This window comes from Pseudorhizobium halotolerans (assembly GCF_902153235.2).
Taxonomy (GTDB): domain Bacteria; phylum Pseudomonadota; class Alphaproteobacteria; order Rhizobiales; family Rhizobiaceae; genus Neorhizobium; species Neorhizobium flavum.
Genome location: NZ_CABFWE030000011.1, coordinates 270160 through 293679, shown reverse-complemented (window position 1 = coordinate 293679; position 23520 = coordinate 270160). Strand labels below are relative to the sequence as shown.

Annotated in this window: 26 protein-coding genes; 8 read left to right on the top strand and 18 right to left on the bottom strand. The window is 62.5% G+C overall.

Annotated features, from left to right (window positions below; genetic code table 11):
* Positions 1-4 precede the first annotated feature (4 nt).
* From FN060_RS16810 to FN060_RS16795, 4 genes are all read right to left on the bottom strand, one after another.
* Positions 5-490 carry a TRAP transporter small permease gene (locus FN060_RS16810; protein WP_142589083.1) on the bottom strand — a complete coding sequence of 162 codons (486 nt, stop codon included), beginning with the start codon at positions 488-490 and terminating at the stop codon, positions 5-7.
* A gap of 30 nt (positions 491-520) precedes the next feature.
* Complete coding sequence (locus FN060_RS16805; protein ID WP_142589082.1) at positions 521-1513, bottom strand: C4-dicarboxylate TRAP transporter substrate-binding protein; 993 nt, start codon at positions 1511-1513, stop codon at positions 521-523.
* An 89-nt stretch (positions 1514-1602) separates the two neighbouring features.
* Entirely contained in the window at positions 1603-2640 is a 1038-nt protein-coding gene (locus tag FN060_RS16800; RefSeq protein WP_425312191.1) for an Ldh family oxidoreductase, read from the bottom strand.
* A gap of 44 nt (positions 2641-2684) precedes the next feature.
* Positions 2685-3428 (bottom strand): SDR family oxidoreductase, encoded by a 744-nt coding sequence (locus FN060_RS16795; RefSeq protein WP_142589080.1) that lies wholly within the window; start codon positions 3426-3428, stop codon positions 2685-2687.
* Between the two features lie 161 nt (positions 3429-3589).
* Between FN060_RS16795 and FN060_RS16790 the strand changes: the two genes are divergently transcribed.
* A complete protein-coding gene (locus tag FN060_RS16790; protein WP_142589079.1) occupies positions 3590-4609 on the top strand; it encodes a GntR family transcriptional regulator in 1020 nt (339 codons plus the stop codon).
* Here FN060_RS16790 and FN060_RS16785 read toward each other — a convergent pair.
* The 4 genes from FN060_RS16785 to FN060_RS16770 form a co-directional block, all read right to left on the bottom strand.
* Positions 4606-6735 carry a Wzz/FepE/Etk N-terminal domain-containing protein gene (locus tag FN060_RS16785; protein ID WP_142589078.1) on the bottom strand — a complete coding sequence of 710 codons (2130 nt, stop codon included), beginning with the start codon at positions 6733-6735 and terminating at the stop codon, positions 4606-4608. The genes FN060_RS16790 and FN060_RS16785 overlap by 4 nt on opposite strands.
* 108 nt (positions 6736-6843) lie before the next feature.
* Positions 6844-7611, bottom strand: coding sequence for a metallophosphoesterase family protein (locus FN060_RS16780; RefSeq protein WP_142589077.1), 768 nt, complete (start codon positions 7609-7611; stop codon positions 6844-6846).
* A gap of 14 nt (positions 7612-7625) precedes the next feature.
* The gene (locus FN060_RS16775; protein ID WP_142589076.1) at positions 7626-8282 is read right to left on the bottom strand and encodes a tetratricopeptide repeat protein; all 657 of its coding nucleotides are present in this window, start codon (positions 8280-8282) and stop codon (positions 7626-7628) included.
* Between the two features lie 121 nt (positions 8283-8403).
* Entirely contained in the window at positions 8404-9489 is a 1086-nt protein-coding gene (locus tag FN060_RS16770; RefSeq protein ID WP_142589075.1) for a DUF475 domain-containing protein, read from the bottom strand.
* 376 nt (positions 9490-9865) lie between these two features.
* On the opposite strand from FN060_RS16770, the gene rbfA reads away from it, so the two are divergent.
* From rbfA to FN060_RS16745, 5 genes are all read left to right on the top strand, one after another.
* A complete protein-coding gene (gene rbfA / locus FN060_RS16765) occupies positions 9866-10276 on the top strand; it encodes a 30S ribosome-binding factor RbfA (protein ID WP_142589074.1) in 411 nt (136 codons plus the stop codon).
* A 12-nt stretch (positions 10277-10288) separates the two neighbouring features.
* On the top strand, positions 10289-11221 hold the full coding sequence (gene truB, locus FN060_RS16760) for a tRNA pseudouridine(55) synthase TruB (RefSeq protein WP_142589073.1): 933 nt from the start codon (positions 10289-10291) through the stop codon (positions 11219-11221).
* A gap of 154 nt (positions 11222-11375) precedes the next feature.
* A complete protein-coding gene (gene rpsO, locus FN060_RS16755) occupies positions 11376-11645 on the top strand; it encodes a 30S ribosomal protein S15 (RefSeq protein WP_052641016.1) in 270 nt (89 codons plus the stop codon).
* A gap of 303 nt (positions 11646-11948) precedes the next feature.
* The gene (gene pnp, locus FN060_RS16750) at positions 11949-14102 is read left to right on the top strand and encodes a polyribonucleotide nucleotidyltransferase (RefSeq protein ID WP_142589072.1); all 2154 of its coding nucleotides are present in this window, start codon (positions 11949-11951) and stop codon (positions 14100-14102) included.
* A 78-nt stretch (positions 14103-14180) separates the two neighbouring features.
* On the top strand, positions 14181-15188 hold the full coding sequence (locus FN060_RS16745) for a class I SAM-dependent methyltransferase (RefSeq protein ID WP_142589071.1): 1008 nt from the start codon (positions 14181-14183) through the stop codon (positions 15186-15188).
* A gap of 7 nt (positions 15189-15195) precedes the next feature.
* On the opposite strand, the gene FN060_RS16740 is transcribed toward FN060_RS16745, so the two are convergent.
* From FN060_RS16740 to fabA, 5 genes are all read right to left on the bottom strand, one after another.
* Positions 15196-15591, bottom strand: a complete 396-nt coding sequence (locus tag FN060_RS16740) for a type II toxin-antitoxin system HicB family antitoxin (RefSeq protein WP_142589070.1) — start codon at positions 15589-15591, stop codon at positions 15196-15198.
* Positions 15592-15601: 10 nt separating this feature from the next.
* Positions 15602-15784 (bottom strand): type II toxin-antitoxin system HicA family toxin, encoded by a 183-nt coding sequence (locus FN060_RS16735; RefSeq protein ID WP_052641024.1) that lies wholly within the window; start codon positions 15782-15784, stop codon positions 15602-15604.
* Between the two features lie 77 nt (positions 15785-15861).
* Positions 15862-16668: an enoyl-ACP reductase FabI gene (gene fabI, locus FN060_RS16730; protein ID WP_142589069.1), complete on the bottom strand. Its 807-nt coding sequence runs from the start codon at positions 16666-16668 to the stop codon at positions 15862-15864.
* Between the two features lie 6 nt (positions 16669-16674).
* Complete coding sequence (gene fabB, locus FN060_RS16725) at positions 16675-17898, bottom strand: beta-ketoacyl-ACP synthase I (protein ID WP_077548457.1); 1224 nt, start codon at positions 17896-17898, stop codon at positions 16675-16677.
* A gap of 42 nt (positions 17899-17940) precedes the next feature.
* Positions 17941-18456 carry a 3-hydroxyacyl-[acyl-carrier-protein] dehydratase FabA gene (fabA, locus tag FN060_RS16720; RefSeq protein WP_052641030.1) on the bottom strand — a complete coding sequence of 172 codons (516 nt, stop codon included), beginning with the start codon at positions 18454-18456 and terminating at the stop codon, positions 17941-17943.
* A 302-nt stretch (positions 18457-18758) separates the two neighbouring features.
* Between fabA and irrA the strand changes: the two genes are divergently transcribed.
* Entirely contained in the window at positions 18759-19175 is a 417-nt protein-coding gene (gene irrA / locus FN060_RS16715) for an iron response transcriptional regulator IrrA (protein ID WP_077548614.1), read from the top strand.
* 5 nt (positions 19176-19180) lie between these two features.
* On the opposite strand, the gene FN060_RS16710 is transcribed toward irrA, so the two are convergent.
* A complete protein-coding gene (locus FN060_RS16710; RefSeq protein ID WP_142589068.1) occupies positions 19181-19819 on the bottom strand; it encodes a trimeric intracellular cation channel family protein in 639 nt (212 codons plus the stop codon).
* Between the two features lie 108 nt (positions 19820-19927).
* On the opposite strand from FN060_RS16710, the gene FN060_RS16705 reads away from it, so the two are divergent.
* Positions 19928-20401 carry a hypothetical protein gene (locus FN060_RS16705; protein WP_281977804.1) on the top strand — a complete coding sequence of 158 codons (474 nt, stop codon included), beginning with the start codon at positions 19928-19930 and terminating at the stop codon, positions 20399-20401.
* A gap of 4 nt (positions 20402-20405) precedes the next feature.
* Here the strand turns inward: FN060_RS16705 and FN060_RS16700 are convergent, their stop codons facing one another.
* The 4 genes from FN060_RS16700 to FN060_RS16685 form a co-directional block, all read right to left on the bottom strand.
* Positions 20406-21197, bottom strand: a complete 792-nt coding sequence (locus FN060_RS16700) for a YdcF family protein (protein ID WP_142589067.1) — start codon at positions 21195-21197, stop codon at positions 20406-20408.
* Between the two features lie 33 nt (positions 21198-21230).
* Complete coding sequence (locus tag FN060_RS16695) at positions 21231-21950, bottom strand: YoaK family protein (protein WP_077548461.1); 720 nt, start codon at positions 21948-21950, stop codon at positions 21231-21233.
* 114 nt (positions 21951-22064) lie between these two features.
* A complete protein-coding gene (locus FN060_RS16690) occupies positions 22065-23276 on the bottom strand; it encodes a TIGR03862 family flavoprotein (protein ID WP_142589066.1) in 1212 nt (403 codons plus the stop codon).
* 44 nt (positions 23277-23320) lie between these two features.
* On the bottom strand, positions 23321-23503 hold the full coding sequence (locus FN060_RS16685) for a hypothetical protein (protein WP_142589065.1): 183 nt from the start codon (positions 23501-23503) through the stop codon (positions 23321-23323).
* Between the last annotated feature and the right edge of the window lie 17 nt (positions 23504-23520).

Sequence of the window (23520 nt, the reverse complement as noted above, 5' to 3'; positions counted from 1 at the left end):
CACCTCAGCCAGCAGATGAGATGACGCGGCGACCATGCCGGAGGTCGAGGGTCTTGACCACGGTCGTCAGCATGAGCAGCAGCGCGCCGGATGGCAGGCTGGCCGTCACCCATGAATAGCTGATCCAGGGAATGCCCTGGAAACTGCGGGCGCGGCTCGTCCAGGCAAGCTGCGTACCGTAGATGATCACGAACGCCAGGAAGGCCAGAAGGATCATGTAGTTCAGGTAGGTCAGGGCCCGCTGTGCATGGGCGGGAAGCCGGTCGGTCAGCAGGTCGATGGACATGAGACTGTCCCGGCGCCACGCAATGTCGGCGCAGATGAAGCAGGCCCAGGCAAAGAAGCATGTCGCGAAATCCATGGTCCAGTTGAGGGGATGGGCGGCAAGCCGCGCCAATCCTCCAGCAAAGATCAGCAGGACCATGAGGATCAGCAGGATGCCGGCCACCACCGCCTCGACTTTTCCGATCATGTCGTAGAGCGTTCGCATGGGGGTCTCCTGTGGCCGGCTTTCCTCTCGTTACTTGCCGAGTTCGGCCTGAACGGCATTCTTGGCGTCGGTAATCCCCAGCACCTCGTACGCCTTCTCGCCTGCGGCCTTGAAGGCCTCGATGTCGACGTCGCTCACGACCTCCATTCCCTTGGATTGCAGGTCTGCCTTGATGGTCTCGGCCATATCGGCGATCTTTTGCGATGTTTCACGACCTGCCGCCTTGCACTCCTCGACCAGAGCCGTCTGGTACTCCGCGGGCAGCTGATCAAACCACTGCGCGCTGACGACCTGGAAGTTGATCAGCATGATGTGTTTGGTTTCGTTAGCGTATTTCAGCACCTCGTAGAAACGACCGCCGGGAATGTTGGCATAGACGAGTTCCACGCCATCAATCGCCTGCTGCTGCAGGGCAGGGTACATGTCGCCGAAGGCCATGGCGGTGGGTGCCGCGCCGAGTGCACGGACCGACTCCTGCCATATGGGCGCCGGCGGAGTGCGGATACGCAGCCCAGAGAGATCTTCCGGCTTCCTGATCGGCTTGTTGGTGAAGAAGTGCCGGAAGCCCTGGACCCAGTCGAAGCAGACAACCTTTAGCCCGTGCTGCGTTGCAAGCTCATCTTGCCATTTGGCGAGTGTCGGGGACTCGGAGAGTTTCCAGACCTCGTCCAGCGAATCGACGAAATAGGGACCGTTCATCACCGCGATACTGGGAACGTAGTTGCCGAGACGGGCCGAGTCCGTGTTCTGGCCGACATTCGCGCCCTGGCGGATCTGCTCGATGATGTCTTCTTCGACACCCAGCTGGGCGCTATGATAGACTTCCATCTTCAGGCCGCCATTGGTGCGTTCTTCGACCTTCTTGGCCCAGTTCATGAACCCCTCGTGAAAAGGCTCGCTCGGTCCAAGGACGTGGTTGAACCGCAAGGTGAAAGTGTCCTGCGCCGTTGCCACCTGCGTGGTGATGGCAGCGAGGCCTGTCGCCGCGAGCAGCGGCAGCAGTTTCTTGGCTATCCTGTTCATGCTCTCTCCTCCACTTGTTGTCGTGTTCCGGCACCCTCTCCCGGATGCCGGCAGAACCGGCCGGCCTTGCCCGCCGGCCAAGACTCCCTTCACCTATCGAAGGGTGGCGTCAGTCCATGTTTTTCGGCAAGCTCGGCAAAGGCCTGGCGTGTCGCCGGATCGAGCGGCAGGCCTGTCCGGCGCCGCTCCGCCGCGACCTTCCATTCGCGATCGCCCGGCGCCATGACGCTGGTGCCCTCACGGGCCGGCGACGACCGGAGCACCTCGACGTATCGCTTCATGCCAGCTTCAAACACCGCTCGGTCGACGAAGGCTCCCGGCTTGAGTGCCAGCACGAAGGCGCCAAGACCGCGGGGAGTCGACAGGTCCGGCCCGTTCATTGGCAGGAGATCGAAGCTCAGGCCCATCCCGGAAATGACCGCGCTGAGGATCTCGGCAACTCCGGCAAGCCCGGCACCCTTGAAGCCGAATTCGCCCCCGACCGGCGCGAGCATCTCGACCTGTTCCGGATCCCGGACGTCCCGCCCGGCTTCATCCGATGCCACACCCTCTGGCAGTTTTACGCTGAGGCTTCGGTAAAGCTGCACGCGATTGTAGGGAATGGCACTCGTCGCCATGTCGAGAAGCCATGGCTGGTCGTTCTCCACCGGAACGGCGAAGGCGATGGGGTTCGTGCCATGGAAGCGCATCGCCCCGTCGTGAAGACGCACGAAGCTGTCCGAATTACAGACCGCAAGGCCGATATAGCCTCGCTCCGCAGCCGCCATGGCATAGGCGCCGGCAGGTCCGAAATGCGAGCCGTTGCGGATCGAGACGGCGCCGACGCCGAACTGTTCGGCAAGAGCGACGGCATGGTCCATTCCGCGATAGGCGGCAAGAGCCCCGTGGCCGTGATCGGCATCGAGAGAGGCGACCGCGCCGAAGGACTGCGCGATCCGGACATTCGGCCGCCGGTTGACCCTGCCGGCCTCCATGACCTTCACGTAGTGAGCGAGAAGCCTGACGCCATGGCTGTCGACGCCCAGCCGCGACCCGTGCATCATGGCCCGGGTGGCAGCGTCCGCCGTGGCTTCGTCGGCGCCGATCGCGGCAAACACCTTCCGGCAGAAGCCGTCGGTCGCCTCGATGGAAGCATGGACGACGTCGCTCCCTGACGTTCTGACTGGCGAATTCAAAGTGTTTGGCCTCCATCGATGACCAGAAGCTGGCCGGTCATGTATGCAGTTTCGTCGCTCGCGAGGTAGATCGCGGCCGCCGCCATCTCCTCCACTGTTCCCAATCTCCCCATCGGCTGACGGGCGATGAATGCCCGGTGCATTTCCGCAGGATCGTCGCTGGCGTCGATACGGTCCTGAAGGGACGGCGAATGCGTGGTTCCCGGGCAAAGCGCGTTGCAGCGAACTCCGGTGGCGATCACGTCGCGCGCCACGGCCTTGGTCAAGCCGATCATCGCCGCCTTGCTTGCACCGTATGCAGCCCGATTGGCGACGCCGGTAATGCTGGATGCCACGGAGGCAACGTTGATGATCGACCCACCGCCACGCTCGACCATCGACGGCAATGTCGCCTTGATCGTGCGGAAGGCCGCAGTCGCGTTCTGGTCCAGGCTTCTCTGCCAGGCTTCCTCGTCGCAGTCGAGGATCGAACCATTGTGGACCCAGCCGGCGCAGTTGACGAGGATGTCCAGAGAGCCGGCAGCGCCGAAGACTTTCCTGATCGCCGAGGTGTCGGTGACGTCGAGTTCTGCAATCGTGATGCGAGAAGAGATCTCTGTCAGGTCTTCCATCTTGGCGATGCTGCGGCTGGTTGCCACAACGCTCGCTCCCTCCTCAGCGAATCGAATGGCGATCGCCCGGCCGACCCCCTGTCCGGCCCCGGTCACGAGAGCATTCTTGCCCGCGAGACGACCACCCATGCTTCTTCTCCTTAATGTCCTCTGTGTACACTATACGTTAGATCCTGGTTTTATCAACCCCGCTGCTGCATCTGCGAGCCTCCGTCGTTTGATGGCGGTCGCGCAAGCTGCTAAGCTCGATGTCGTGACAACCGTAGCTTGAACGATCCGGAGGAGGGGACATGGCTTCGGAGGGCGAGCCTGGCTCGCAAGCCCAGGGGGCAAAGACGGTGGCTGGGACAGTCCCCCGCCTTTACCAGCAGGTGTTTGAGATCGTCGCGGGACAGATTGTGCAGGGCGTGCTGGCGGAGGGCACACGGCTCAGCGAGTCGGGCCTGGCGGAGCAGTTCGGCATAAGCCGCGCACCCGCCCGGCAGGCGCTTTGCGAACTGGAACGGGAGGGCTTGCTGCTGAAGTCGTCCGGGCGCGGTTATCGGGTTGCAAAGCCGAAGGACAAGACCTTCGGTGACGGTGCGGCTGTCCCTGGCTCGGGTGACGAGATGCGCCTGACGCAGCTGGCGACCTGGGCCCGGATCTATGGTGAGGTGGAGAGCGAAATCGCGGCTCGGACGTCGTTCGCCGGGTGGAGGGTCAACGAGACGGAACTTGCCCGTTACTATGACGTCAGCCGTACCGTCGCACGGGACGTGGTCGCGCGGTTGCAGCAGAGGGGCCTGGTGCGAAAAGACGATCGCTCCCGGTGGATCGCCCCGGCGATGACGCCGGAGCATGTGGGTGAACTCTATGAGCTGCGCTGGCTGCTCGAGCCGGTGGCCCTGGAAAAGGCGGCATCCCGCCTGCCTCCGGAGCTTCTTCCGAAGATCCGGGAACGGCTGGAAGCTGCGATCAGCAGCGCGGAGACGTTGACCGGCCCGGACCTGGACCGGCTGGAGGAGGACCTGCACGTCACGATGCTTGGCTACTGCGAAAACAGCCCGATGATGCAGGCGATCAGCCTGCCGCAGGCCCTGCTGATCGCGCACAGATTCCTCTATCGGTGGATGCCGCGACTGTTCGGCGCCGAGCCATTCCTGCCCGAACATCTCGACATCGTCCAGAAGCTGGAGGCCGGCCACGTTACTGCTGCAGCAGACGCTCTTCGCCGGCATCTGCAGGTTTCGCGTGACCGCGCCATCGATCGGATCCACCGGGTGACCCAGGAGGTTCATCCGGAGGACCTTCCTTACCTGGAGAAGCTCTAGTCCACGTAATAGTCGGAATAGGAATAGTAGCCGAAGAGCTTGGCGCGCTCCTGCTGGTTCAGGACGGCAAGGATCGGTGTCCCTTCAGGCGCACTCTCGCGCAGCGCTGCCACGGCATGCTTGGCGCTGGCCTGAGGCGTAACAGCCCACCGAACGATGAACGTGATGACATCCGCCTGCCGCGCGAGATAGAGCCCGTCGACGACCGGTTCTACCGGCGGGGTGTCCAGGATGATGTAGTCGAAGTTGCGGCGTGCGACGGCGATCAGGCGTGCGATCTCCGGCCCCATGAACAGGTCGTCGGTGGGGAAACTGCTGCGTCGCCCGGACAGGAGCACGGTCAGGCCCGTCGGCTGATCCGTGACCGTGAGCTTGGGCAGCGAGGCGCCGGTTTCGGCACCCCGGAGAAACTCAACGAAACCGGTGCTCGGCTCCAGCCCGAGGTGGCGGTGGAGACTGGGCTTTCGCAGGTCACAGTCGATGAGCAGCGTCCGCTTGCCTGACAGCGCATAGGTCCGCGCCAGCGAAAGCGCCATGGTCGACTTGCCTTCATTGGGAAGCGCAGAGGAGACCATGATCACCGTGCCACCGCTGCCCTCCTCGCGGATCCCCTGCTTCTTGAACAGGTGCTGGTCGATCGCGACCCGGATGCGTCGCACCGACTCCGCAAACATCGAGAGGGGTGATCGAATGATGATGTCGGACAGGGTCTGGGCGCCCGTCTCCGCCTTGGTTTCCTCCGCTTCCCGCGGGGTGACGGATACAAGTGGCAGCCGCAGAACGGTCTCCACCTGGTCCTCACTCGTCAGTCCGCCCACGAAGTATTCGCGAACGAATGCGAGGCCGACGCCTAGGCCAAGCGCCATCATGAAGGCCAGGGGCAGGATCACGCCCTTCCGCGGATAGGACGGTTCGCGAGGCGGCGTGGCATTGGAGATGACGCCACTATCCGGAAGCTGAAGGGCAGCCAGGATGTCCATTCGGCCGGCCTGCATCGACAGGTCGTCAAAGTTCTTTTTCGCGCTCTGGACCTGATTGGCAAGGCTGTAGAGATCCCCGACCGCGGTGTCGGGAAGGTTGCTCCCCATCACGGCGTTGAGCAGGTTCGAGCGGATCGACGTCTCCTGCTGCTCGGCCGTTGCAAGCTGGCCACGGTACTGGTCCATTGCACGGGCGGCTTCGTTCCGGATGGACTCGGTGACGCGCTGCAGTTCGGCGCGCAGTTCGATCGCCTCGTTGGCGTCCGCCTGCGCAATCTGACCCGCAAGCTCTTCCTGGCGCTGTTGCAACTCCCTTGCGGCATCGGATTGAAGGTTCTGGAAAAGCGAAGCGTAGTCGTTCTGCCGGATGGTCTGGTCCAACGTCTGAAGTCGCTGGAAATCCCGCTCGCGCTGGCTGCGGATACGGGTCAGCTCGTCGTAGAACATGCCGACGCTGGGCGACCCCTGCTCTCGCAGCAGTTCGATATTCCGATCGATGAAGGTGTCGATGCTGCGGGAGGTGGATGTAAGCGTCTGCCTTGCCTGCTCAAGGGCCGGCTGGACGCGATCGCGCGCCTCCCGGATGGCTGCGACCTTGGTGTCCATCTGCTTCTGGATCGATGCTTTCGCCACCGCATTGGCGAGCCGCGCTGCCTTTGCCGGGTCCTCGGACGTCACGGTGACATCGATGACATAGGTCATGCCACGCCGGCTCACCCTGACGGAGTCGCGAAAATTGTCCAGAACGTCGGCCGCGGCCTCCTCCGGTGCAGGCGCTGCGGCGGACTTGAGCCTGAGCAACTGCAGGGCGCGGTCGGTCAAGGAAATCTTCACGCCGAACTCGTCGTCGGCCACGAGATTTTCGCTGTTGATGACGGAAAGGAGGATTTCGTCCGTGCGGGTGATGACCACTTCGGTATCCACCCGGGCATTGTCGGAGCCCGAGTTTCGAGTAGGCTCTTCGGCATCGAGGATTCCCTTGGCCGCCGTATCGACGAAGACCTGTGCCGAGGCCGAGTACCGTGGCTCGAGCGAATAGGTGATGATGGCCGCCAGTGCCGTCAGCCCCACCACGATCGAGAGGATGAGCCAGAGCTGTCGGCGGACAATGCCGAGGAGGCTACGGAGATCGATATCGCTTTGCATGCTCTTTCCCGAATGCGCGATGAATATGTGTCATCGAATCGAATGGCTTTTCAGGCGTTATCAATACAGGAAAGAGAAAACAGCACCATGCTTACTCGCCTTGTTTAGTTAACTCGCCGCAAGCTTAACTATGCTGTTGTTACGATCAATTCTGACGCACGACAATAGACCGGTGGCGTAAGCTCCCGTGTCGACATTGATCCTGCCCGGCGAGATCTCGACGTCATCGACCGGCGTATGCCCGTGTACTACGATGACGTTCGCGGGCGATGTGGTCTCGGGCGACGGCCGCAGCCACAGGAGATCCTCGTCGGCCTGCTGTTCCAGCGTGACGCCGGACCTGATGCCGCCGTGGACGAAAACAAAGCCGGGGACAGCCAGCAGCGATGGCGCCGTCTGGAGAAAGTCGACATGCTCGGACGGCACATGGCTTTCGAGCAGTGCCTTCATCGACGAAGATCGCTCGGCCATTTCGTAGAGGCCGTAGGAGCGAAGTGTGTCGTGCCCGCCAAGGCCCAGCCAGAAGTGGTTGGGATCGGGAGCCCCCAGATAGGACAGCATGAGTTGTTCATGATTGCCTGCGAGGCAGAAGCGCCTGAAGCCGGCGGGTGGCCGAGCCAGCAGGTGGTCGAGCACCGCGGCGCTTTCCGGTCCGCGGTCGACATAGTCTCCAAGCAGGACGATCCACTTCTCTCCCTCACACGCCTCGGCATCTGCGGCGATGATACTTTCCATCTTGCGCAGGAGCGACATGCAGCCATGGACGTCGCCGATCACGTAGATCAACTCGGGACGCCGGTCGAAGAAGAGCTTCTGCCGTCCTTGGGGTCGATCGTTCCTGGCAGGGAGAAGACGCCGGAAAAGTTGCTTCACCATCGGACCTCCCCGGCCTAGCGCAGCACGCTGCGAACGTTCTGGAGGAATGCCCGTTGCCGATCGGGAGGCAGGCGCTCGACGATCTGGATGATGCGTTCCCTGAACTCCTCATTGGACGCATAGCGCGCCGCGAGCGTTCGCGTGCCGCGGGGGCTGTTCGCCAGCAGTGTCAGGTCTGCCTCATGAAGGCGGCGGCTATCCTCGTCGAATTCCGCGTACATTTCCTCCGCCAGGCGTGTGCGGTTCTCCGCCAGCCACTGCTCGTTCGGCCCCAGTTCGCGAGACTTGCGATAGCTTGCGAGGAACTCATCTGTGTCTCCCAGGCGAGCATGGGCCAGAGCATTGACGTACCACGCATGTGCATTGGTCGGCATGGTCGCCGTCATGCTGTCGCTGAGCCTTTCGCAGGATCGCGCGACGGCAGCGGCCTTCTCCGGTGTTTCGACCCGGCGCAGGTTCAGCAAGGCATAGGTACAGTCGATAAGCGTGATCTTCTTCGAGTAACTTGAAGGGCCGTATGGCGGGGGCCGCGAAGCCATCTGATTGAAGAAGCTCGGCTCCGTCCGCTGTGGCTGCAGGAGGACATCGATCTCCTGCGAGAATATGGCAAGGCTGCCCAATGCGGCGATGAGGCAGGCAAAGGACATGGAAAACAACTTGAGCTGACGCATCCGGGCCCTTTGGGAGGAACTCGCGACCTCTAGTGCCGTAATCCGCCGGGCCCTGTCAAACCAATAGTTGTCAAAGCTGCGTGAAGCAAAGGCGGAGGTCCTTTGCTTCACGCCTTCGCCGTCAGATTTCGCCGCTTGCCCAGTCGGTTTTTTGGACACGTTCCTGCCGGTTGTGCCGGATCGAGGACCAGAGCGACAGGCCTATGAGGCTTGCGCCGCCGAGGCCGGTGATGACTTCCGGGATGTGGTAGAGCGTCTGCACATACATGATCACCGAAAGAATGAGGATGGCGTAGAACGCGCCATGCTCGAGGTAGCGGTAGTGTGTGAGCGTCTGCTTCTCCACCAGCATGATGGTCATCGAGCGGACATACATGGCGCCGATGCCAAGCCCGATCGCGATGATGAAGAGGTTCTGCGTCAGCGCAAACGCACCGATCACTCCATCGAACGAGAAGCTGGCGTCGAGCACCTCGAGATAGATGAAGGCACCAAGGCCGCCCCTTGCCGCTTCAGACATGGCTCGCTGCGAGGCATCGAGCAGCCCGCCCAGCAGTTCGACGGCTAGGAAGGTGATCAGGCCATAGATTGCCGAGGTCAGGAAGGTGTAGGAATCCTCCCCATCGAGAATGTTGGAGAAGATCAGGATCAGGGCCAGCACGAAAGCGATTTCCACGCCCTTGATGGTCGCATAACGCGACATGTACTTCTCCAGCACCACCACCCAGTGGATATCCTTCTCGTGGTTGAAGAAGTAGGTCAGCCCGACCATCATCAGGAAGGTTCCACCGAAGGCTGCGATGGGCAGATGGGCGTCGTGCATGATGCGGGCATATTCGTCCGGTTGGGCGGCAGCCAGCACGATGGCATCGATCGGTCCGATGCCCGCGGCGATCACCACGATCAGCAGCGGGAAGACGATGCGCATGCCGAAGACCGCGATCAGGATGCCCCAGGTCAGGAAGCGCTGCTGCCAGACAGGGGTCATGTCCTTCAGCTTGTTGGCGTTGACGATCGCATTGTCGAAGGAGAGCGAGATTTCCAGCACCGCCAGAACGGCACAGATGAAGAAGACGGTCAGCATGCCGCTGACCGTTCCCGTTGTCTGCCAGCCAAGTATGCCGCCGAGAAGAAGGCCGACAACGGTAACGATGATCGACCACTTCAGATAGCCGAACAGGGAAGTATGGGATTGCGCCTGGTTCATTTGCCGGCCTCCTTTCGGAAGGCCGCGTAAGAAGGCAGTCGAGCAGCCGAAGCCATTCCGGCATCGCTGCAGGCTAGAAGCACATGTGTCATGGACATTAAAAATCCGCCGGCTTAATTGCAGGCGGTACCGACATCGCGAGAGCGCCGTAGTACTCTCGCCAGAGGGGCCCGGCACCGGGTTCTGATCCGCGCCGCTTTTCTGCCGGCACGGAGAAGCAGACGTAGTTGGACATTTCTTGCGCCACGTCAAGAGCGGAGCGGACGGCAGTCCTTGACCTTTGCGGCCTGACGATGCATTTGAGCCTGGAAAACCGTGAAGCGCGGCGCGACAGGCCAGGAGCCAGACGCCAGAGCCGCGCGAAAGAGATACAAGAATGGCAAAAGCAACCTCCCCGGCGCCGTCCCAGCGCATGCTTCGCGTTGGTGAGCAGGTGCGCGCCGCAATCACCCAGGTGCTGCAGCGGGGCGAGGTGCGCGACGATCTTCTGGAGAAGACCGTGATTTCGGTTTCCGAAGTTCGGATGTCGCCCGACCTCAAGATCGCCACCGCCTATGTGACGCCCCTCGGCCTGCCGGATCACCAGGCGGTCATCGACGCGTTGAACCGCAATGCGAAATTCATCCGTGGCCGGCTCGGTGGCCAGCTGCGGCAGATGAAATACATGCCGGAAGTCCGGTTCCGGGACGATACCAGCTTCGACAACTACAAGAAGATCGACCAGCTGCTGCGATCCCCCGAGGTGAGGCGCGACCTCGACGCACCGGCCTCCGAAGACGAAGAATAAGAAAAGCAATCGATGTCAAAGCCTCGCAAGCCCAAGGGCCGCCCGGTATCGGGCTGGCTCATCCTCGACAAGCCCGTTGACTTCGGTTCGACCGAAGCCGTCTCCAAGATCAAGTGGCTTTTCAATGCCCAGAAGTGTGGTCATGCGGGAACGCTCGACCCGTTGGCGTCGGGGATGCTGCCCATTGCGCTCGGCGACGCCACCAAGACCGTTCCCTATGTCATGGATGGTCGCAAGGTCTACGAGTTTACAGTGACCTGGGGCGAGGAGCGGTTGACGGACGACCTGGAAGGCGAGGTCACGCATACGTCCGACAAGCGGCCGACCGAGGAGGATATCCTTGCCCTGCTGCCGCGCTATACCGGCACGATCAGCCAGGTGCCGCCTCAGTTCTCGGCGATCAAGATCTCCGGGGAACGGGCCTATGACCTCGCCCGCGATGGGGAGGTGGTCGAGATTCCCTCCCGCGAGGTGGAGATCCATCGCCTGACCCTGATTGGCTGCCCGGATGCGGATACCGCCCATTTCGAGGTCGAATGTGGCAAGGGGACCTATGTACGGGCGCTGGCACGCGACTTCGGCCGTGATCTCGGATGCTTCGGCCATATCTCCGGCCTGCGGCGCACCTTCGTCGCACCGTTCGGGGAAGACCGCATGGTGCCGCTCGCCGACCTCGTGGCGCTCGAGAAGATCGAGGACCGGGAGGAACGTCTTGCTTCGCTCGACGCCTACCTGATCGATACTGCCGAGGCACTCTCCAACCTTCCGCATCTTGCCGTGACGGACGACCAGGCGCATCGCCTGCGGATGGGAAATCCGGTGATCGTTCGGGGACGGGATGCCCCGCTTGCCGAGCCGGAAGCCTATGCGACCGCCCGGGGACGGCTCGTTGCGATCGGCGAGATCGGGCAGGGTGAGTTCCGGCCCAAGCGCGTCTTCGGCTGAGACGGTGCTAGGCCCTTCCATTTGCGGGGCATATGGAGTATAGGCACCGCCAGCATCGGGTGCCACAGGCATCCCTTTTGCTTTCACGGCCATGGCTGGACGACATCCCGGCCACAGGCGACCCCATGATCCTCACCAAGAAAGGACCTGTCCGATGTCGATTACTGCCGAGCGCAAGGCTGCGCTGATCAAGGAATACGCAACCGTCGAAGGCGACACCGGTTCTCCGGAAGTCCAGGTTGCGATCCTGACGGAGCGCATCAACAACCTGACCGAACACTTCAAGGGCCACAAGAAGGATAACCATTCCCGCCGTGGTCTGCTCGCGATGGTCTCCAGCCGCCGCTCGCTTCTTGACTACCTCAAGAAGAAGGACGAAGGCCGCTACACCAAGCTGATCGCCAGCCTGGGTATCCGCCGCTAAGACGCTTCATGGCGGGCGCCTCGCAGGAGACGCCCGCCATGCCTATTTCCGCATGATCGGAAATCCTGGCCCCGAAGGGGTCAGACTGGCAGGCCGGATGGGCCGGACCCGCCAAATCAACCGATGACCTGCCATGGGGCAGGATTGCCGGATGCTTTCGCCAGGCACATCGCCTAGCTCGACAGGATCGAGATGATCCGCCGGACCGAAAGCCTCCCGTTGTCTTGCCCGTGTCACGTCACCACACGCGCCGGCCGTACCGTCCTCGGACGCTTCGAGGCCGCGCCACGAAGGACACGAATAATGTTCGATACGCATTCTGTTGAAATCGAGTGGGCCGGGCGTCCGCTCAAGCTGGAAACCGGCAAGATCGCCCGCCAAGCGGACGGTGCCGTCCTCGCCACCTACGGCGAGACCGTCGTTCTTGCGACCGTTGTTTCGGCCAAGTTGCCGAAGCCGGGCCAGGACTTCTTCCCGCTGACCGTCAACTATCAGGAAAAGACTTATGCCGCCGGCAAGATTCCTGGCGGCTACTTCAAGCGTGAGGGTCGTCCGTCGGAGAACGAGACCCTCGTTTCCCGCCTGATCGACCGCCCGATCCGTCCGCTCTTTCCGGAAGGTTACAAGAACGACACGCAGGTCGTCGTCACGGTCATCCAGCATGACCTGGAAAACAACCCCGACATCCTCTCCATGGTTGCTACCTCGGCAGCACTGACGCTCTCCGGCGTTCCCTTCATGGGCCCGATCGGCGGCGCGCGCGTCGGCTACATCAATGGCGAATACGTGCTGAACCCGCATCTCGACGAGATGGACGAGTCGACACTCGACCTCGTCGTTGCCGGCACCCAGGACGCCGTCCTGATGGTCGAGTCCGAAGCCAAGGAACTGCCGGAAGATGTGATGCTCGGCGCCGTCATGTTCGGCCATAAGGGCTTCCAGCCGGTCATCGACGCGATCATCAAGCTCGCAGAAGTGGCTGCCAAGGAGCCGCGCGACTTCCAGCCCGAAGATCATTCGGCACTTGAAGCCGAAATGCTGCAGCATTTCGAGGCGGAACTGCGCGACGCCTATAAGATCACCCAGAAGGCCGACCGCTATGCCGCCGTCGACGCCGTCAAGGCCAAGGTGAAGGCGGAATTCTTCCCGGAGGGCGTGGAGCCGAAGTATACACCGGAAGTCATCGGTGCCGTCTTCAAGCACCTGCAGGCAAAGATCGTCCGCTGGAACATCCTCGACACCAAGAGCCGCATCGACGGCCGTGACCTGGAAACCGTCCGTCCGATCGTTTCGGAAGTCGGGATCCTGCCCCGCACGCACGGCTCCGCACTGTTCACCCGCGGCGAAACCCAGGCCATCGTGGTTGCGACGCTGGGCACCGGCGAAGACGAGCAGTATGTCGACTCACTGACTGGCATGTACAAGGAGCGCTTCCTGCTCCACTACAACTTCCCGCCCTACTCGGTTGGTGAGACGGGCCGCATGGGTTCCCCGGGTCGTCGCGAGATCGGCCACGGCAAGCTCGCATGGCGCGCCATCCGCCCGATGCTGCCGACCGCCGAGCAGTTCCCCTACACGCTGCGCGTGGTTTCGGAGATCACCGAATCCAACGGGTCGTCCTCCATGGCAACCGTCTGCGGCACCTCGCTTGCGCTGATGGATGCCGGCGTTCCGATCGCAAAGCCGGTGGCCGGTATCGCCATGGGTCTGATCCTCGAAGGTGAACGCTTCGCGGTTCTCTCCGACATCCTCGGCGACGAGGACCATCTCGGCGACATGGACTTCAAGGTGGCGGGTACGGCCGACGGCATCACCTCGCTGCAGATGGACATCAAGATCGCCGGCATCACCGAAGAGATCATGAAGGTCGCTCTCGGCCAGGCGCAGGGTGGCCGCAAGCACATCCTCAACGAAATGGCCAACGCCATCACGGAAAGCCGTGGGCAGCTGGGCGAATTTGCTCCGCGCATCGAAGTGATGAACATCCCGGTCGACAAGATCCGCGAAGTCATCGGCTCGGGCGGCAAGGTCATCCGCGAGATCGTGGAAAAGACCGGCGCCAAGATCAACATCGAGGACGACGGCACCGTCAAGATCGCCTCGTCCTCCGGCAAGGAGATCGAGGCAGCCCGCAAGTGGATCCATTCGATCGTTGCGGAACCGGAGGTCGGCGCCGTCTACGAAGGAACGGTCGTCAAGACCGCCGATTTCGGCGCCTTCGTCAACTTCTTCGGTGCCCGTGATGGCCTCGTGCACATCTCGCAGCTCGCAGCCGACCGCGTTGCCAAGACAACCGACGTCGTCAAGGAAGGCGACAAGGTCTGGGTGAAGCTGATGGGCTTCGACGAGCGCGGCAAGGTTCGCCTGTCCATGAAGGTCGTAGACCAGACGACCGGCCAGGAGATCCCGCAGGAGAAGAAGGAAAAGAAGAGCGAAGGCGGCGAAGCTGCCGAGTAAGGTTCTTCTTTCCTGAAGCATCGAGGCGCGGGATGGTTTCCGCGCCTTTTCTTTATCCATTTTCGAAGGTCAGCCGCGATGAGCCGAGATGCCCTGAAGACACTCTTCCATCCTTTTGCCACCGGAGCAGTCCCGGTCCCGCTGGCGGGCGAGCGTGTTCTCTTCCTGGGGGCGGAAGCCGGGCTGGGCTTTCCGGAAGGCTTTGCGGCAAAGGTGACGGCGGTACAGCAGTTCCGGCCGATGTTCCGCTTCCTGCCGGAAGGGACCCTTCCCGAAGCCGAGGGGCACGACTATGACATGGCTCTTGTCCTGTGCGGCAAGCACAAGGGCGAGAACGAGAACCGTGTGGCGGAAGCGCTGGAGCGCGTCAGGCAAGGCGGGATGATCATCATTGCCGGCGGCAAGGAGGACGGTATCCAGCCCTTGCGAAACACGCTGCTCAAGCTCGGCATACAGCTCGACTATACCCCGAAATATCATGGCGTGGCGATCTGGCTGGCGCGACCGCAGGATGCGACGGCTGCCATCCAAGCGCTGAAGAAGCTCCCGGTCACGGTGGAAGGCCGCTTCCAGGCCGCACCGGGAATGTTCTCCCATGACCGCGTCGATCCGGGCTCCGAGCTTCTCGCGGAGCGGCTCCCGACCGACTTCGATGGCAATGCCGCGGATTTCGGCGCAGGCTGGGGCTACCTGACCGTGCGCTTGGCGGAGCAGGCTCCGCGGGTCAACCGCGTCGATCTCTTCGAGGCGGACTACAGGGCGCTGGAGTTCGCGAAGGGCAACGTCGCCCGCAATTGTCCGAACCTCAACGCGCGGTTCTTCTGGCAGGATCTTGCCGTGGAGCCGCCCAAGGAGAAATACGACCTGGTGATCATGAACCCGCCCTTCCACGAGGCGCAGGCGGCGGATCCGGAACTGGGCAAGGCAATGATCCGCACCGCCGCATCGGCGCTCAGGGGCAATGGAAGGCTGATGCTCGTCGCCAACCGCGGCCTGCCTTACGAACCGGTCCTGAAGGAGGAGTTCAGGGAGAGCGGCGAAACCTGCCGCAACGCGCGCTTCAAGGTGCTGTGGGCGAGGAAGTAGAGACCTCTCAGGCGGCCTCGATCTCTTTTCTGGCCGCACTCGCGAGAAACGCCGAGCGAGTCAGGCCTCGCTCTCTTGCTGCAGTGTCGATGGCATCCAGCATGCCCTTTTCGAACGTCACATTCGCCCGCACGACGCGTGAATCATCCTCTATGAAGGGTACGCGGATCAGGAACGCACCCTGAGCCAACTCATCTCGGACGGTGTCCCGGGAGACAATCTCTTCATAGGTCGATGGTACCGGCAACACCTCGTCTTCCGACCAGAGCCTCAGCGCCTCCGTTGCATTGGCAACCAGATCATCCTCTCCATCCGCGGCGGAAAAGATTGATGGCAGATCGGGAAAGCTGACGCCGAAGGCGCTGTCGTGGTCCTTGTGAACAAGCGCTATAAAGTGCTTCATCCTGTCCGTCTCACACCCAGCCGGCCTGTTTGGCGATAGCCTTTGCAGTGCCCAGCGGCAAATCCTTCTTCGGATGGGGAACGATGATTGTCACCGTCCCCTTCCGCAGCTTGTGATGAGATCCCTTGACGGAAACCAGCTCGAATCCTTCCCGTTTCAACCGGGAGAGAATCTTCTGGCTATTTCGCTCCATGAGGCCACCTTAGCTTCCTTGAAGGATAGCTCAATAGGCGTCACTTCGCAAGATGCGCACTATGATGCGCATCGGAATCATTCAACGTCCGCCTTTCGGAGTCGCTCGAGCGTCGGCAGCGACGTGATGTTGTAGCCGGCGTCGACAAAATGGATTTCGCCCGTCACGCCGCGCGAGAGATCCGACAGCAGGTAGAGCGCCGATCCACCGATGTCCTCGATGGTCGCCGTGCGCCGCAGGGGTGCGTTCTTCTGGTTCCAAGAGTACATGGCGCGGGCGTCGGAAATCCCGGCGCCGGCGAGGGTGCGGACGGGGCCGGCGGAAATCGCGTTGACGCGGATATCCTGGGGTCCGTAGTCGGCCGCCAGATAACGCACCGAGGCCTCGAGCGCGGCCTTGGCCACACCCATGACATTGTAGTTGGGGATGACGCGTGTGGAGCCGCCATAGGTAAGCGTCAGCATCGAGCCGCCCTCGGTCATCAGACCCGCGGCGCGTTTGGCGACCTCTGTGAAGGAGAAGCAGGAAATGACCATGGTGCGCGAGAAGTTGTCCCGCGTCGTATCGGCGTAGAGCCCCTTGAGCTCGTTCTTGTCTGAAAAGCCGATCGCGTGGACGAGGAAGTCGAGCCTGCCCCAGCGCTCGCGGATGGCCTCGAAAGTTGCGTCTACGGAGGCGATATCTTCCACGTCGCACGGCAGCAGGAAATCAGAGCCGACTTCAGCGGCGAGCGGCTTTACCCGCTTGCCAAGGGCCTCGCCCTGATAGGTGAAGGCGAGTTCCGCGCCCTGCGACGTAACTGCCTTCGAGATGCCCCAGGCGATGGAGTGATTGTTCGCGACCCCCATGATCAGGCCGCGTTTCCCCTGCATGAACCCTGTCATGAAATTCTACCCGTTGTAGCGCTGGAAGACGAGCGTGGCGTTGGTGCCGCCGAACCCGAAGGAATTGGAAAGCACCGTGTCGATCTTTGCATCGTCGATGCGCTTGCGCACGATCGGAACGCCTTCGAATTCCGGATCCAGCGTCTGGATATGCGCGCTCTCGCCGATGAACTTCTCCTGCATCATCAACAGGCCATAGATCGATTCCTGGACGCCGGCGGCACCGAGCGAATGGCCCGTCAGCGACTTGGTGGACTGGATGTGGGGGATGCGGTCGCCGAAGACCTCGCGGATGGCACCGATTTCCTTGGAATCACCCACGGGCGTCGAAGTGCCGTGGGTGTTGATGTAGTCGACATCTCCCTTCACCGTGGACAGCGCCTGCCGCATGCAGCGGACAGCGCCTTCGCCGGAAGGAGCCACCATATCGTAGCCGTCGGAGGTCGCGCCATAGCCGACGATCTCGGCGTAGATCCTGGCGCCGCGCGCCTTGGCATGCTCCAGTTCCTCGAGCACGAGGACCCCTGCACCCCCTGCGATGACAAAGCCGTCGCGGTCGACGTCATAGGCACGCGAGGCGCTCGCCGGCTGGTCGTTGTACTTCGTGGACATCGCGCCCATGGCGTCGAAGAGGTTCGACATGGTCCAGTCGAGGTCTTCGTGGCCGCCGGCGAACATCAGGTCCTGCTTGCCCCACTGGATCATCTCCGCAGCATTGCCGATGCAATGGGCCGAGGTGGAGCAGGCTGACGAGATGGAATAGTTCACGCCGTGGATCTTGAACCAGGTTGCAAGCGTCGCCGATGCAGTCGAGGACATCGCCTTCGGCACGGCAAACGGGCCGATTCGCTTCGGGCTGCCGTTCTTGATGGTGATGTCGGCCGCTTCGATGAGGGTGCGGGTCGACGGGCCGCCTGACCCCATGATGATGCCCGCGCGCTCATTCTCGCTGTAGTCCTTCTCATCGAGACCGGAATCCGCAATCGCCTGCTTCATGGCGACGTGGTTCCAGGCACCGCCTTGCGACAGGAAGCGCATGGCGCGACGGTCGACGAGATCGGTCGGATCGAGGTCGGGCCGGCCCCACACCTGGCAGCGGAAGCCGTGGTCGGCGAAATCCTGTGAGAAGGAGATGCCCGACTTTGCCTGGCGGAGAGATTCGGTGACTTGGGAAGCGTCGTTTCCGATGGAGGACACGATGCCGAGACCCGTGACAACAACCCGTCTCATCTTGATGACCTTTTCTGCTTTATGCCGCGCCGGTGCCGTAGCTCAGGCGGCCTTTTCCTTCGACAGACCGACACGCAGGTCGGTTGCCTGATAGATGGTTTCCCCGTCCGCCTTGACCCAGCCGTCGGCGATGCCGAGCACCAGGCGACCGCGCATGACGCGCTTGAAGTCGATGCCGTATTCGAGAAGCTTCGTGTGCGGACGAACCATGCCCTTGAACTTCACCTCACCCGTAGACAGGGCCATGCCGCGACCTTCCTCGCCCAGCCAGCCGAGGTAGAAACCGGTAAGCTGCCACATGCCATCCAGGCCGAGGCAGCCCGGCATGATCGGGTTGCCCTGGAAGTGGACGGGAAAGTACCAGTCGTCCGGATGGACGTCGTACTCGGCGCGGATGTAGCCCTTGCCGAACTCGCCTCCGGTCTCCGAAACATCGGTGATCCGGTGCACCATCAGCATGGGGGGCAGGGGCAGCTGGGCATTGCCCGGCCCGAACAGTTCCCCCCGGCCGCAGGCGAGGATTTCATCGTAAGAGAAGCTTGACTGTCTTTCCGTCATCAAAGTTTGGTTCCCTCGTGCCGAGCCAGATCATTATGACAGGGACGGCGGAAATTGAAGCACAACCATGTCCGTAGCGAAAGCGTATACGGTGGGCCGGACGATCTCGACGGACAGCATTCATGGGACCGCATATAGGAAGCTTGGCCCGCAAGCCAGAGGTCGACGACGAAATTGCTCGTTTTTGGAGGACCTCTGCCCGGGTCGGAGCGCTGCGCACCCTATTGAAAGCCGGGCCGGCAAAAGTTATATCCGAAACTCAAGATAGTATGTCACAGACAGTGATGGGGCGTGTTGGCAGTATGGCAGGGGCTTTGTTCAGCATAGAGACGAAGTTGCGCGATTGCGGCTTGCGGCCGACGCGCCAGCGCATTGCCCTCGCCGAGCTGCTTTTCGCCAAGGGCGACCGCCACCTGACGGTGGAAGAGCTGCACGAGGAGGCAATTGCCGCCGATGTGCCGGTCTCGCTCGCCACGGTCTACAATACGCTGCACCAGTTCACGGAAGCCGGGATGATCCGCGTGCTGGCGGTCGAGGGCGCCAAGACCTACTTCGACACCAACGTCTCCGACCACCATCACTTCTTCATAGAGGGTCGCAACGAGGTCCTGGACATCCCCGTCAGCAATATCGAGATCGGCAACCTGCCGCCCGCTCCGGAAGGGATGGAAATCTCCTATGTCGACGTCGTGATCCGGCTCCGCGAGAAGAAGAGCTAGGTTTCTCAGCGTTTGCCAATGGCATCTTCCGGATCGCGCCCGGCTCTCGGCCGGTACCGCGGGATGGTCCACCCGTAGCGAATCCCTCCGCCACGCAGCCCAAATGCAACGACGAAACCCGCGGCCGAGCTTGCAAGCGACGGCATGCCTAGGACTTCGAGCAGGGTGAATGCCCCGGCGCCGGCAAGTGCGGCGGAAATATAGACCTCTGAGCGCAGGAGAACGGAAGGCTCGTCGGCCAGCGTGTCGCGGAGGATGCCGCCGCATGTGGCCGTCAGGACGCCTGTCACGATGGCGATCGATGCCGAGCCCGTCGAGGCAAGCCCGATGGCGGCACCCATGACGCTATAGGCCGCAAGTCCGACGGCGTCGAGCCAGAGCAGCAACCGGTATCGCCACTCGACGAGATGGGCCGCGAAGAACACGACGACACCGGTGGCGACGCAGGCGAGGATGTAGGCCGGATCGACGACCCAGAAGACGGGCGTCCGTCCCAGAACAAGGTCCCGGAGCGTTCCGCCGCCGACGCCGGTCAGCGCCGCAAAGAAGAGGAAGCCAATGATGTCGAGCTGCTTGCGCGAGGCTGCCAGTGCGCCTGTCGCGGCAAAGACCACCACACCGGCGTAGTCCAGTATGTAGAGCACGTCTCACCCTCCAGCGTCGCGCAAGTGCCATGCGTTAGCACGACTTCATGTATTCGGTCTTCTTACGCGCGTCGCGCGAGGAGGCGAAGGGGTAAGGAGCCAATGCCCGTGAAAAAGCATCTGATCATCGCCGCGCAGGTCCTGGCGCTGGCGCTCGTACCGACGGCAGCACCGGCGCAGCAGCAGTTGTTGAACGATCCGGAGATCTACGAAAAGGATCACTTCCGCAAACAGTGCAAGATCGCCCAGTTCGGCAGCGGCTTCATGACCCGGCTGGACATCAACAATGACGGCATTGTCGATGCGGTCAGCAATCATGGCGAGATCACCTGCGACGGGACGCGCGGCCCGGACTGCAATGAAGACGGTTGCCCCTACAACTTCTATCTGCGAGCCAAGGAGGGCGGCTACTTCATGATCGCCACCGCCCGCGTCTACGGCTACGATTTCATCAAGCGCTTCGGCAACATGGTCTTCGTGATGAAGATGCACCCGCGCTTCTGCGAGCGGACCGACGACAAGCCTTGCGAGATGACGGTCCGCGTGCGTGGCGGACGCTTCGTGACGATCTCGCGGAAATAAGCAGCTATTCGGCCGGGAAGACGCTGTCGATGCGCCCGGTGGCATAGTAGCCGAGCAGGCCCAGCCACTCACGCACCGCAGTCGACGTTAGCTGCGCGTTCGACGTAGGCTGGGTGAAGTCGAAGCCGAGGCGCAAGATGCCGCTCGTTCGGTAGTCGACCGGCCAGGGTGTGACGGGTATGCCTGCCCTTCGGAAGAGCCCCATCGACCGCGGCATGTGAAAGGCGGAGGTCACCAGGAGGCAGTCGGTGAGGCCTTCTCGCGCCAGAACATCCTTTGTCTGCTGCGCATTTTCATAGGTGGTGCGTGAAGCGTTCTCTTTCACCAGCCGGTCCGGCGGGATTCCGAACGCAGAGAACAGGCGCTCCGATGCACTGGCCTCGCCCTCGTAGGCGCCGCTGATCGACCCGTCGCCGCCGGAGACCAGGACGCGGGCTTGCGGATGACGAAGCGCGAGCCGAAGCGGCTCGACGAATCGTTCGGCCGCCTGGTTGAACTCCACGCCGCCGCGGCTGGTGGTGACCTCGTTTTCCATGGCGCCGCCGAGGATGAGGATGCAGCTCACCTCCTGCGGCTCCTCAGGTGGATTCGAAAATCTCGCTTCCAGCACCTGCAGGGCAACGCCGCCTGCCGTCGTGTAGAGGGTCACGAAAAGGACGAGAGCGGCAAGCGCTGCCGCAATCCCGCCGGTACGGCGAAAGCCGGTCAACGCCAGCAAGGCACCGAAGGTCGCGAGCAGGAAGGCAAGGGAGAGCGGCTGAACTGCGAGCCAGAAGAGCTTGGAGAAGATGAACATGGTAAGATCTGTCGCCGCATTCGATCCGCGCTGTCAACGCCGCCGGCGGCCTTTCGGCACGATCGGTTGCTGGAAATGGAGATGAAGCGGGCGCGGCAGGAAGACGGTTGCGATGGCGATGGTCACGATGCCGATCACTACGGCCCACAAGGCATCCTTGCCGAGCCAATTTGTCAGGAAGGCGCCTGAGACTGCACCGGCAGCCATGCCGCTCCATGGGATCGTCTGTATCACCCAACCCGTCGGATTACGGTCGCCGACGATCCACCGGCCGACGCCCCGCCCGAAACGGGAAAGCGCCCCGGTGATATAGGTCAGGCCGATCGGCAGGCCCTCGATATGCTCGACCGTGGCGTTGATCATGCCCATTGCCAGGATGATGAGGTAGAACTGGATGCGACGATAGCCTTCGTCGGGCATCAGGGCCGCGACCGCGACGACAAGAGCGACGCTGGCGAGGACGGCGAAGGTCCGGCGGGTGGAGAGCGTATGGGCGATGATGATCCCCAGCGCATTGCCGATGATGAAGACCCAGAGTGCCGCGAGCAGGACGATCGCATGCCCATAGTTGCCGTCGGCGAAGGAGAGCGCGGCGCGCGTCGTGTTGCCCGTCATGAAGGATACGAAGTCGCCGGTAAGCAAAAGACCGACGGCATCGGTCATTCCTGCAATGAAGGAAATGGCCGCGACGAGCATCAGCCCCGTTACGGTGCGTCTGGTGCTGACGAGATGTCGGCGTCTGGTAAGCGTCATGTGCAGTCGGCCCTGGAGCGTCGGTAAGCGTAGGTCGTTGCACCCTAGCCTCGCATCGAGGCTGGATGGAAGCCGCTTCGTCTATGACCTGTTGCCGCGGACACCGGCGCTTCCTCACCGACCGGCGAGCCACTCTTCGATACCGCGCGCGGCAGCCCGTCCGGTGGCGAGGCAGGCCGTGAGGAGGTAGCCGCCGGTCGGCGCCTCCCAGTCGATCATCTCACCGGCGACGAACGCGCCCGGGAGCTTCTTCAGCATGAACGTCTCGTCGATCGCGGACCAGGCAATGCCACCAGCAGACGAGATCGCCTCCTCGATCGGTCGTGGCCGCAGGAGCGGGATCGGCAGCGCCTTGATGCGGGAGGCGATCGTTTCTGCATCGAGGAGGGAGGCGTTCGGAACGCACTCCCGTAGCAGCGCGGCCTTCACGCCTTCCAGCCCCGTTGCCTTGCGCAGCCGGTTGGCGAAGCTCGCCTTGCGGTCCTGTCGAGCGAGGTCGCGGGCAAGCCGTGCCTCTGTTCGACCGGGCGCGAGATCGACCACGAACGCTGCTTCGCCTGTCAGCTCCAGCCGGTCGCGCAGCGCTGCGGCATGGGCATAAACGAGGCTGCCTTCGATGCCGTGCCGCGAAATCACGAACTCTCCCTGGATCGTGCCGGTATCTGATATCGCGGTCACCGACTTGACCGGGGCGCCAGCGAACCGTTCGCGGAAGGCGTCGCTCCAGGCGACGTCGAAACCGCAATTGGCGGGACGGAAGGGATTGATCCGGACGTCGCGCGCCTTCAGCCACGGCACCCAGGCGGCATCGGAGCCGAGGCGTGGCCAGCTGGCGCCGCCGAGGGCGAGCAGGCATGCGTCCGCGCGAACGAGCAAGAGGCCGGCTGCGGTGTCAAATGTATATCCGTCCTTCTCGAACCCGATCCAGCGGTGGCGTGGCATGAGCCGGACCCCCTGGTGCTCCAGCCGGCGCAGCCAGGACCGCAGCAGCGGCGAAGCCTTCATGACCCTCGGGAATACACGCCCCGAGCTTCCCACGAAGGTTTCCGTACCGAGACCTTGGGCCCAGTTGCGGATGTCCTGCGGGGGAAACTCATCCAGGGCCGGGCGCAGCCGCGCGGTGGCGCTGCCGAAGCGGGTTCGGAACGTATCGTATTCTTCCGAGTGGGTAATGTTGAGACCGGACTTGCCCGCGAGCAGGAACTTGCGGCCGAAGGTCGGCATGGCCTCAAAAACTGTGACGTCGCAGCCGCCGGCCGACAATACCTCGGCGGCCATGAGCCCCGCGGGTCCGCCGCCGATGATTGCGATCGTCTTGCCTTGCATTCGCGCCGTCTAGCATGCCAGGCGCGGCAAGGGGAGGTGGTTTGTCAGCCGGCGCCGCCAACCGGCGTCAGCACCTTGCCGGTGCCGCCGCAGTCTGGGCATTCGGAGCCATCGATCCGGCCGGAGCCCGAGCAGCGGCGGCAGGTATTTTCCGCCGCATTGGGTGTGCCGGGCGGCACAGCATCTGAATTTCTATGGTTTGCGTCGCGAGGCTCGCTATCACTCATGATCGATCCTTCCGTTG

Coding starts and splice junctions, on each gene's coding strand:
- FN060_RS16810 (WP_142589083.1), bottom strand. CDS start 490: ATGCGAACGCTCTACGACATGATCGGAAAAGTCGAGGCGGTGGTGGCC.
- pnp (WP_142589072.1), top strand. CDS start 11,949: ATGTTCGATACGCATTCTGTTGAAATCGAGTGGGCCGGGCGTCCGCTC.
- fabB (WP_077548457.1), bottom strand. CDS start 17,898: ATGAGACGGGTTGTTGTCACGGGTCTCGGCATCGTGTCCTCCATCGGA.
- FN060_RS16695 (WP_077548461.1), bottom strand. CDS start 21,950: ATGACGCTTACCAGACGCCGACATCTCGTCAGCACCAGACGCACCGTA.
- FN060_RS16780 (WP_142589077.1), bottom strand. CDS start 7,611: ATGGTGAAGCAACTTTTCCGGCGTCTTCTCCCTGCCAGGAACGATCGA.
- truB (WP_142589073.1), top strand. CDS start 10,289: ATGTCAAAGCCTCGCAAGCCCAAGGGCCGCCCGGTATCGGGCTGGCTC.
- FN060_RS16700 (WP_142589067.1), bottom strand. CDS start 21,197: ATGTTCATCTTCTCCAAGCTCTTCTGGCTCGCAGTTCAGCCGCTCTCC.
- FN060_RS16690 (WP_142589066.1), bottom strand. CDS start 23,276: ATGCAAGGCAAGACGATCGCAATCATCGGCGGCGGACCCGCGGGGCTC.
- FN060_RS16735 (WP_052641024.1), bottom strand. CDS start 15,784: ATGGAGCGAAATAGCCAGAAGATTCTCTCCCGGTTGAAACGGGAAGGA.
- FN060_RS16805 (WP_142589082.1), bottom strand. CDS start 1,513: ATGAACAGGATAGCCAAGAAACTGCTGCCGCTGCTCGCGGCGACAGGC.
- fabA (WP_052641030.1), bottom strand. CDS start 18,456: ATGACGGAAAGACAGTCAAGCTTCTCTTACGATGAAATCCTCGCCTGC.
- FN060_RS16775 (WP_142589076.1), bottom strand. CDS start 8,282: ATGCGTCAGCTCAAGTTGTTTTCCATGTCCTTTGCCTGCCTCATCGCC.
- FN060_RS16685 (WP_142589065.1), bottom strand. CDS start 23,503: ATGAGTGATAGCGAGCCTCGCGACGCAAACCATAGAAATTCAGATGCT.
- FN060_RS16745 (WP_142589071.1), top strand. CDS start 14,181: ATGAGCCGAGATGCCCTGAAGACACTCTTCCATCCTTTTGCCACCGGA.
- FN060_RS16770 (WP_142589075.1), bottom strand. CDS start 9,489: ATGAACCAGGCGCAATCCCATACTTCCCTGTTCGGCTATCTGAAGTGG.
- rpsO (WP_052641016.1), top strand. CDS start 11,376: ATGTCGATTACTGCCGAGCGCAAGGCTGCGCTGATCAAGGAATACGCA.
- rbfA (WP_142589074.1), top strand. CDS start 9,866: ATGGCAAAAGCAACCTCCCCGGCGCCGTCCCAGCGCATGCTTCGCGTT.
- FN060_RS16795 (WP_142589080.1), bottom strand. CDS start 3,428: ATGGGTGGTCGTCTCGCGGGCAAGAATGCTCTCGTGACCGGGGCCGGA.
- FN060_RS16790 (WP_142589079.1), top strand. CDS start 3,590: ATGGCTTCGGAGGGCGAGCCTGGCTCGCAAGCCCAGGGGGCAAAGACG.
- FN060_RS16785 (WP_142589078.1), bottom strand. CDS start 6,735: ATGCAAAGCGATATCGATCTCCGTAGCCTCCTCGGCATTGTCCGCCGA.
- fabI (WP_142589069.1), bottom strand. CDS start 16,668: ATGACAGGGTTCATGCAGGGGAAACGCGGCCTGATCATGGGGGTCGCG.
- irrA (WP_077548614.1), top strand. CDS start 18,759: ATGGCAGGGGCTTTGTTCAGCATAGAGACGAAGTTGCGCGATTGCGGC.
- FN060_RS16740 (WP_142589070.1), bottom strand. CDS start 15,591: ATGAAGCACTTTATAGCGCTTGTTCACAAGGACCACGACAGCGCCTTC.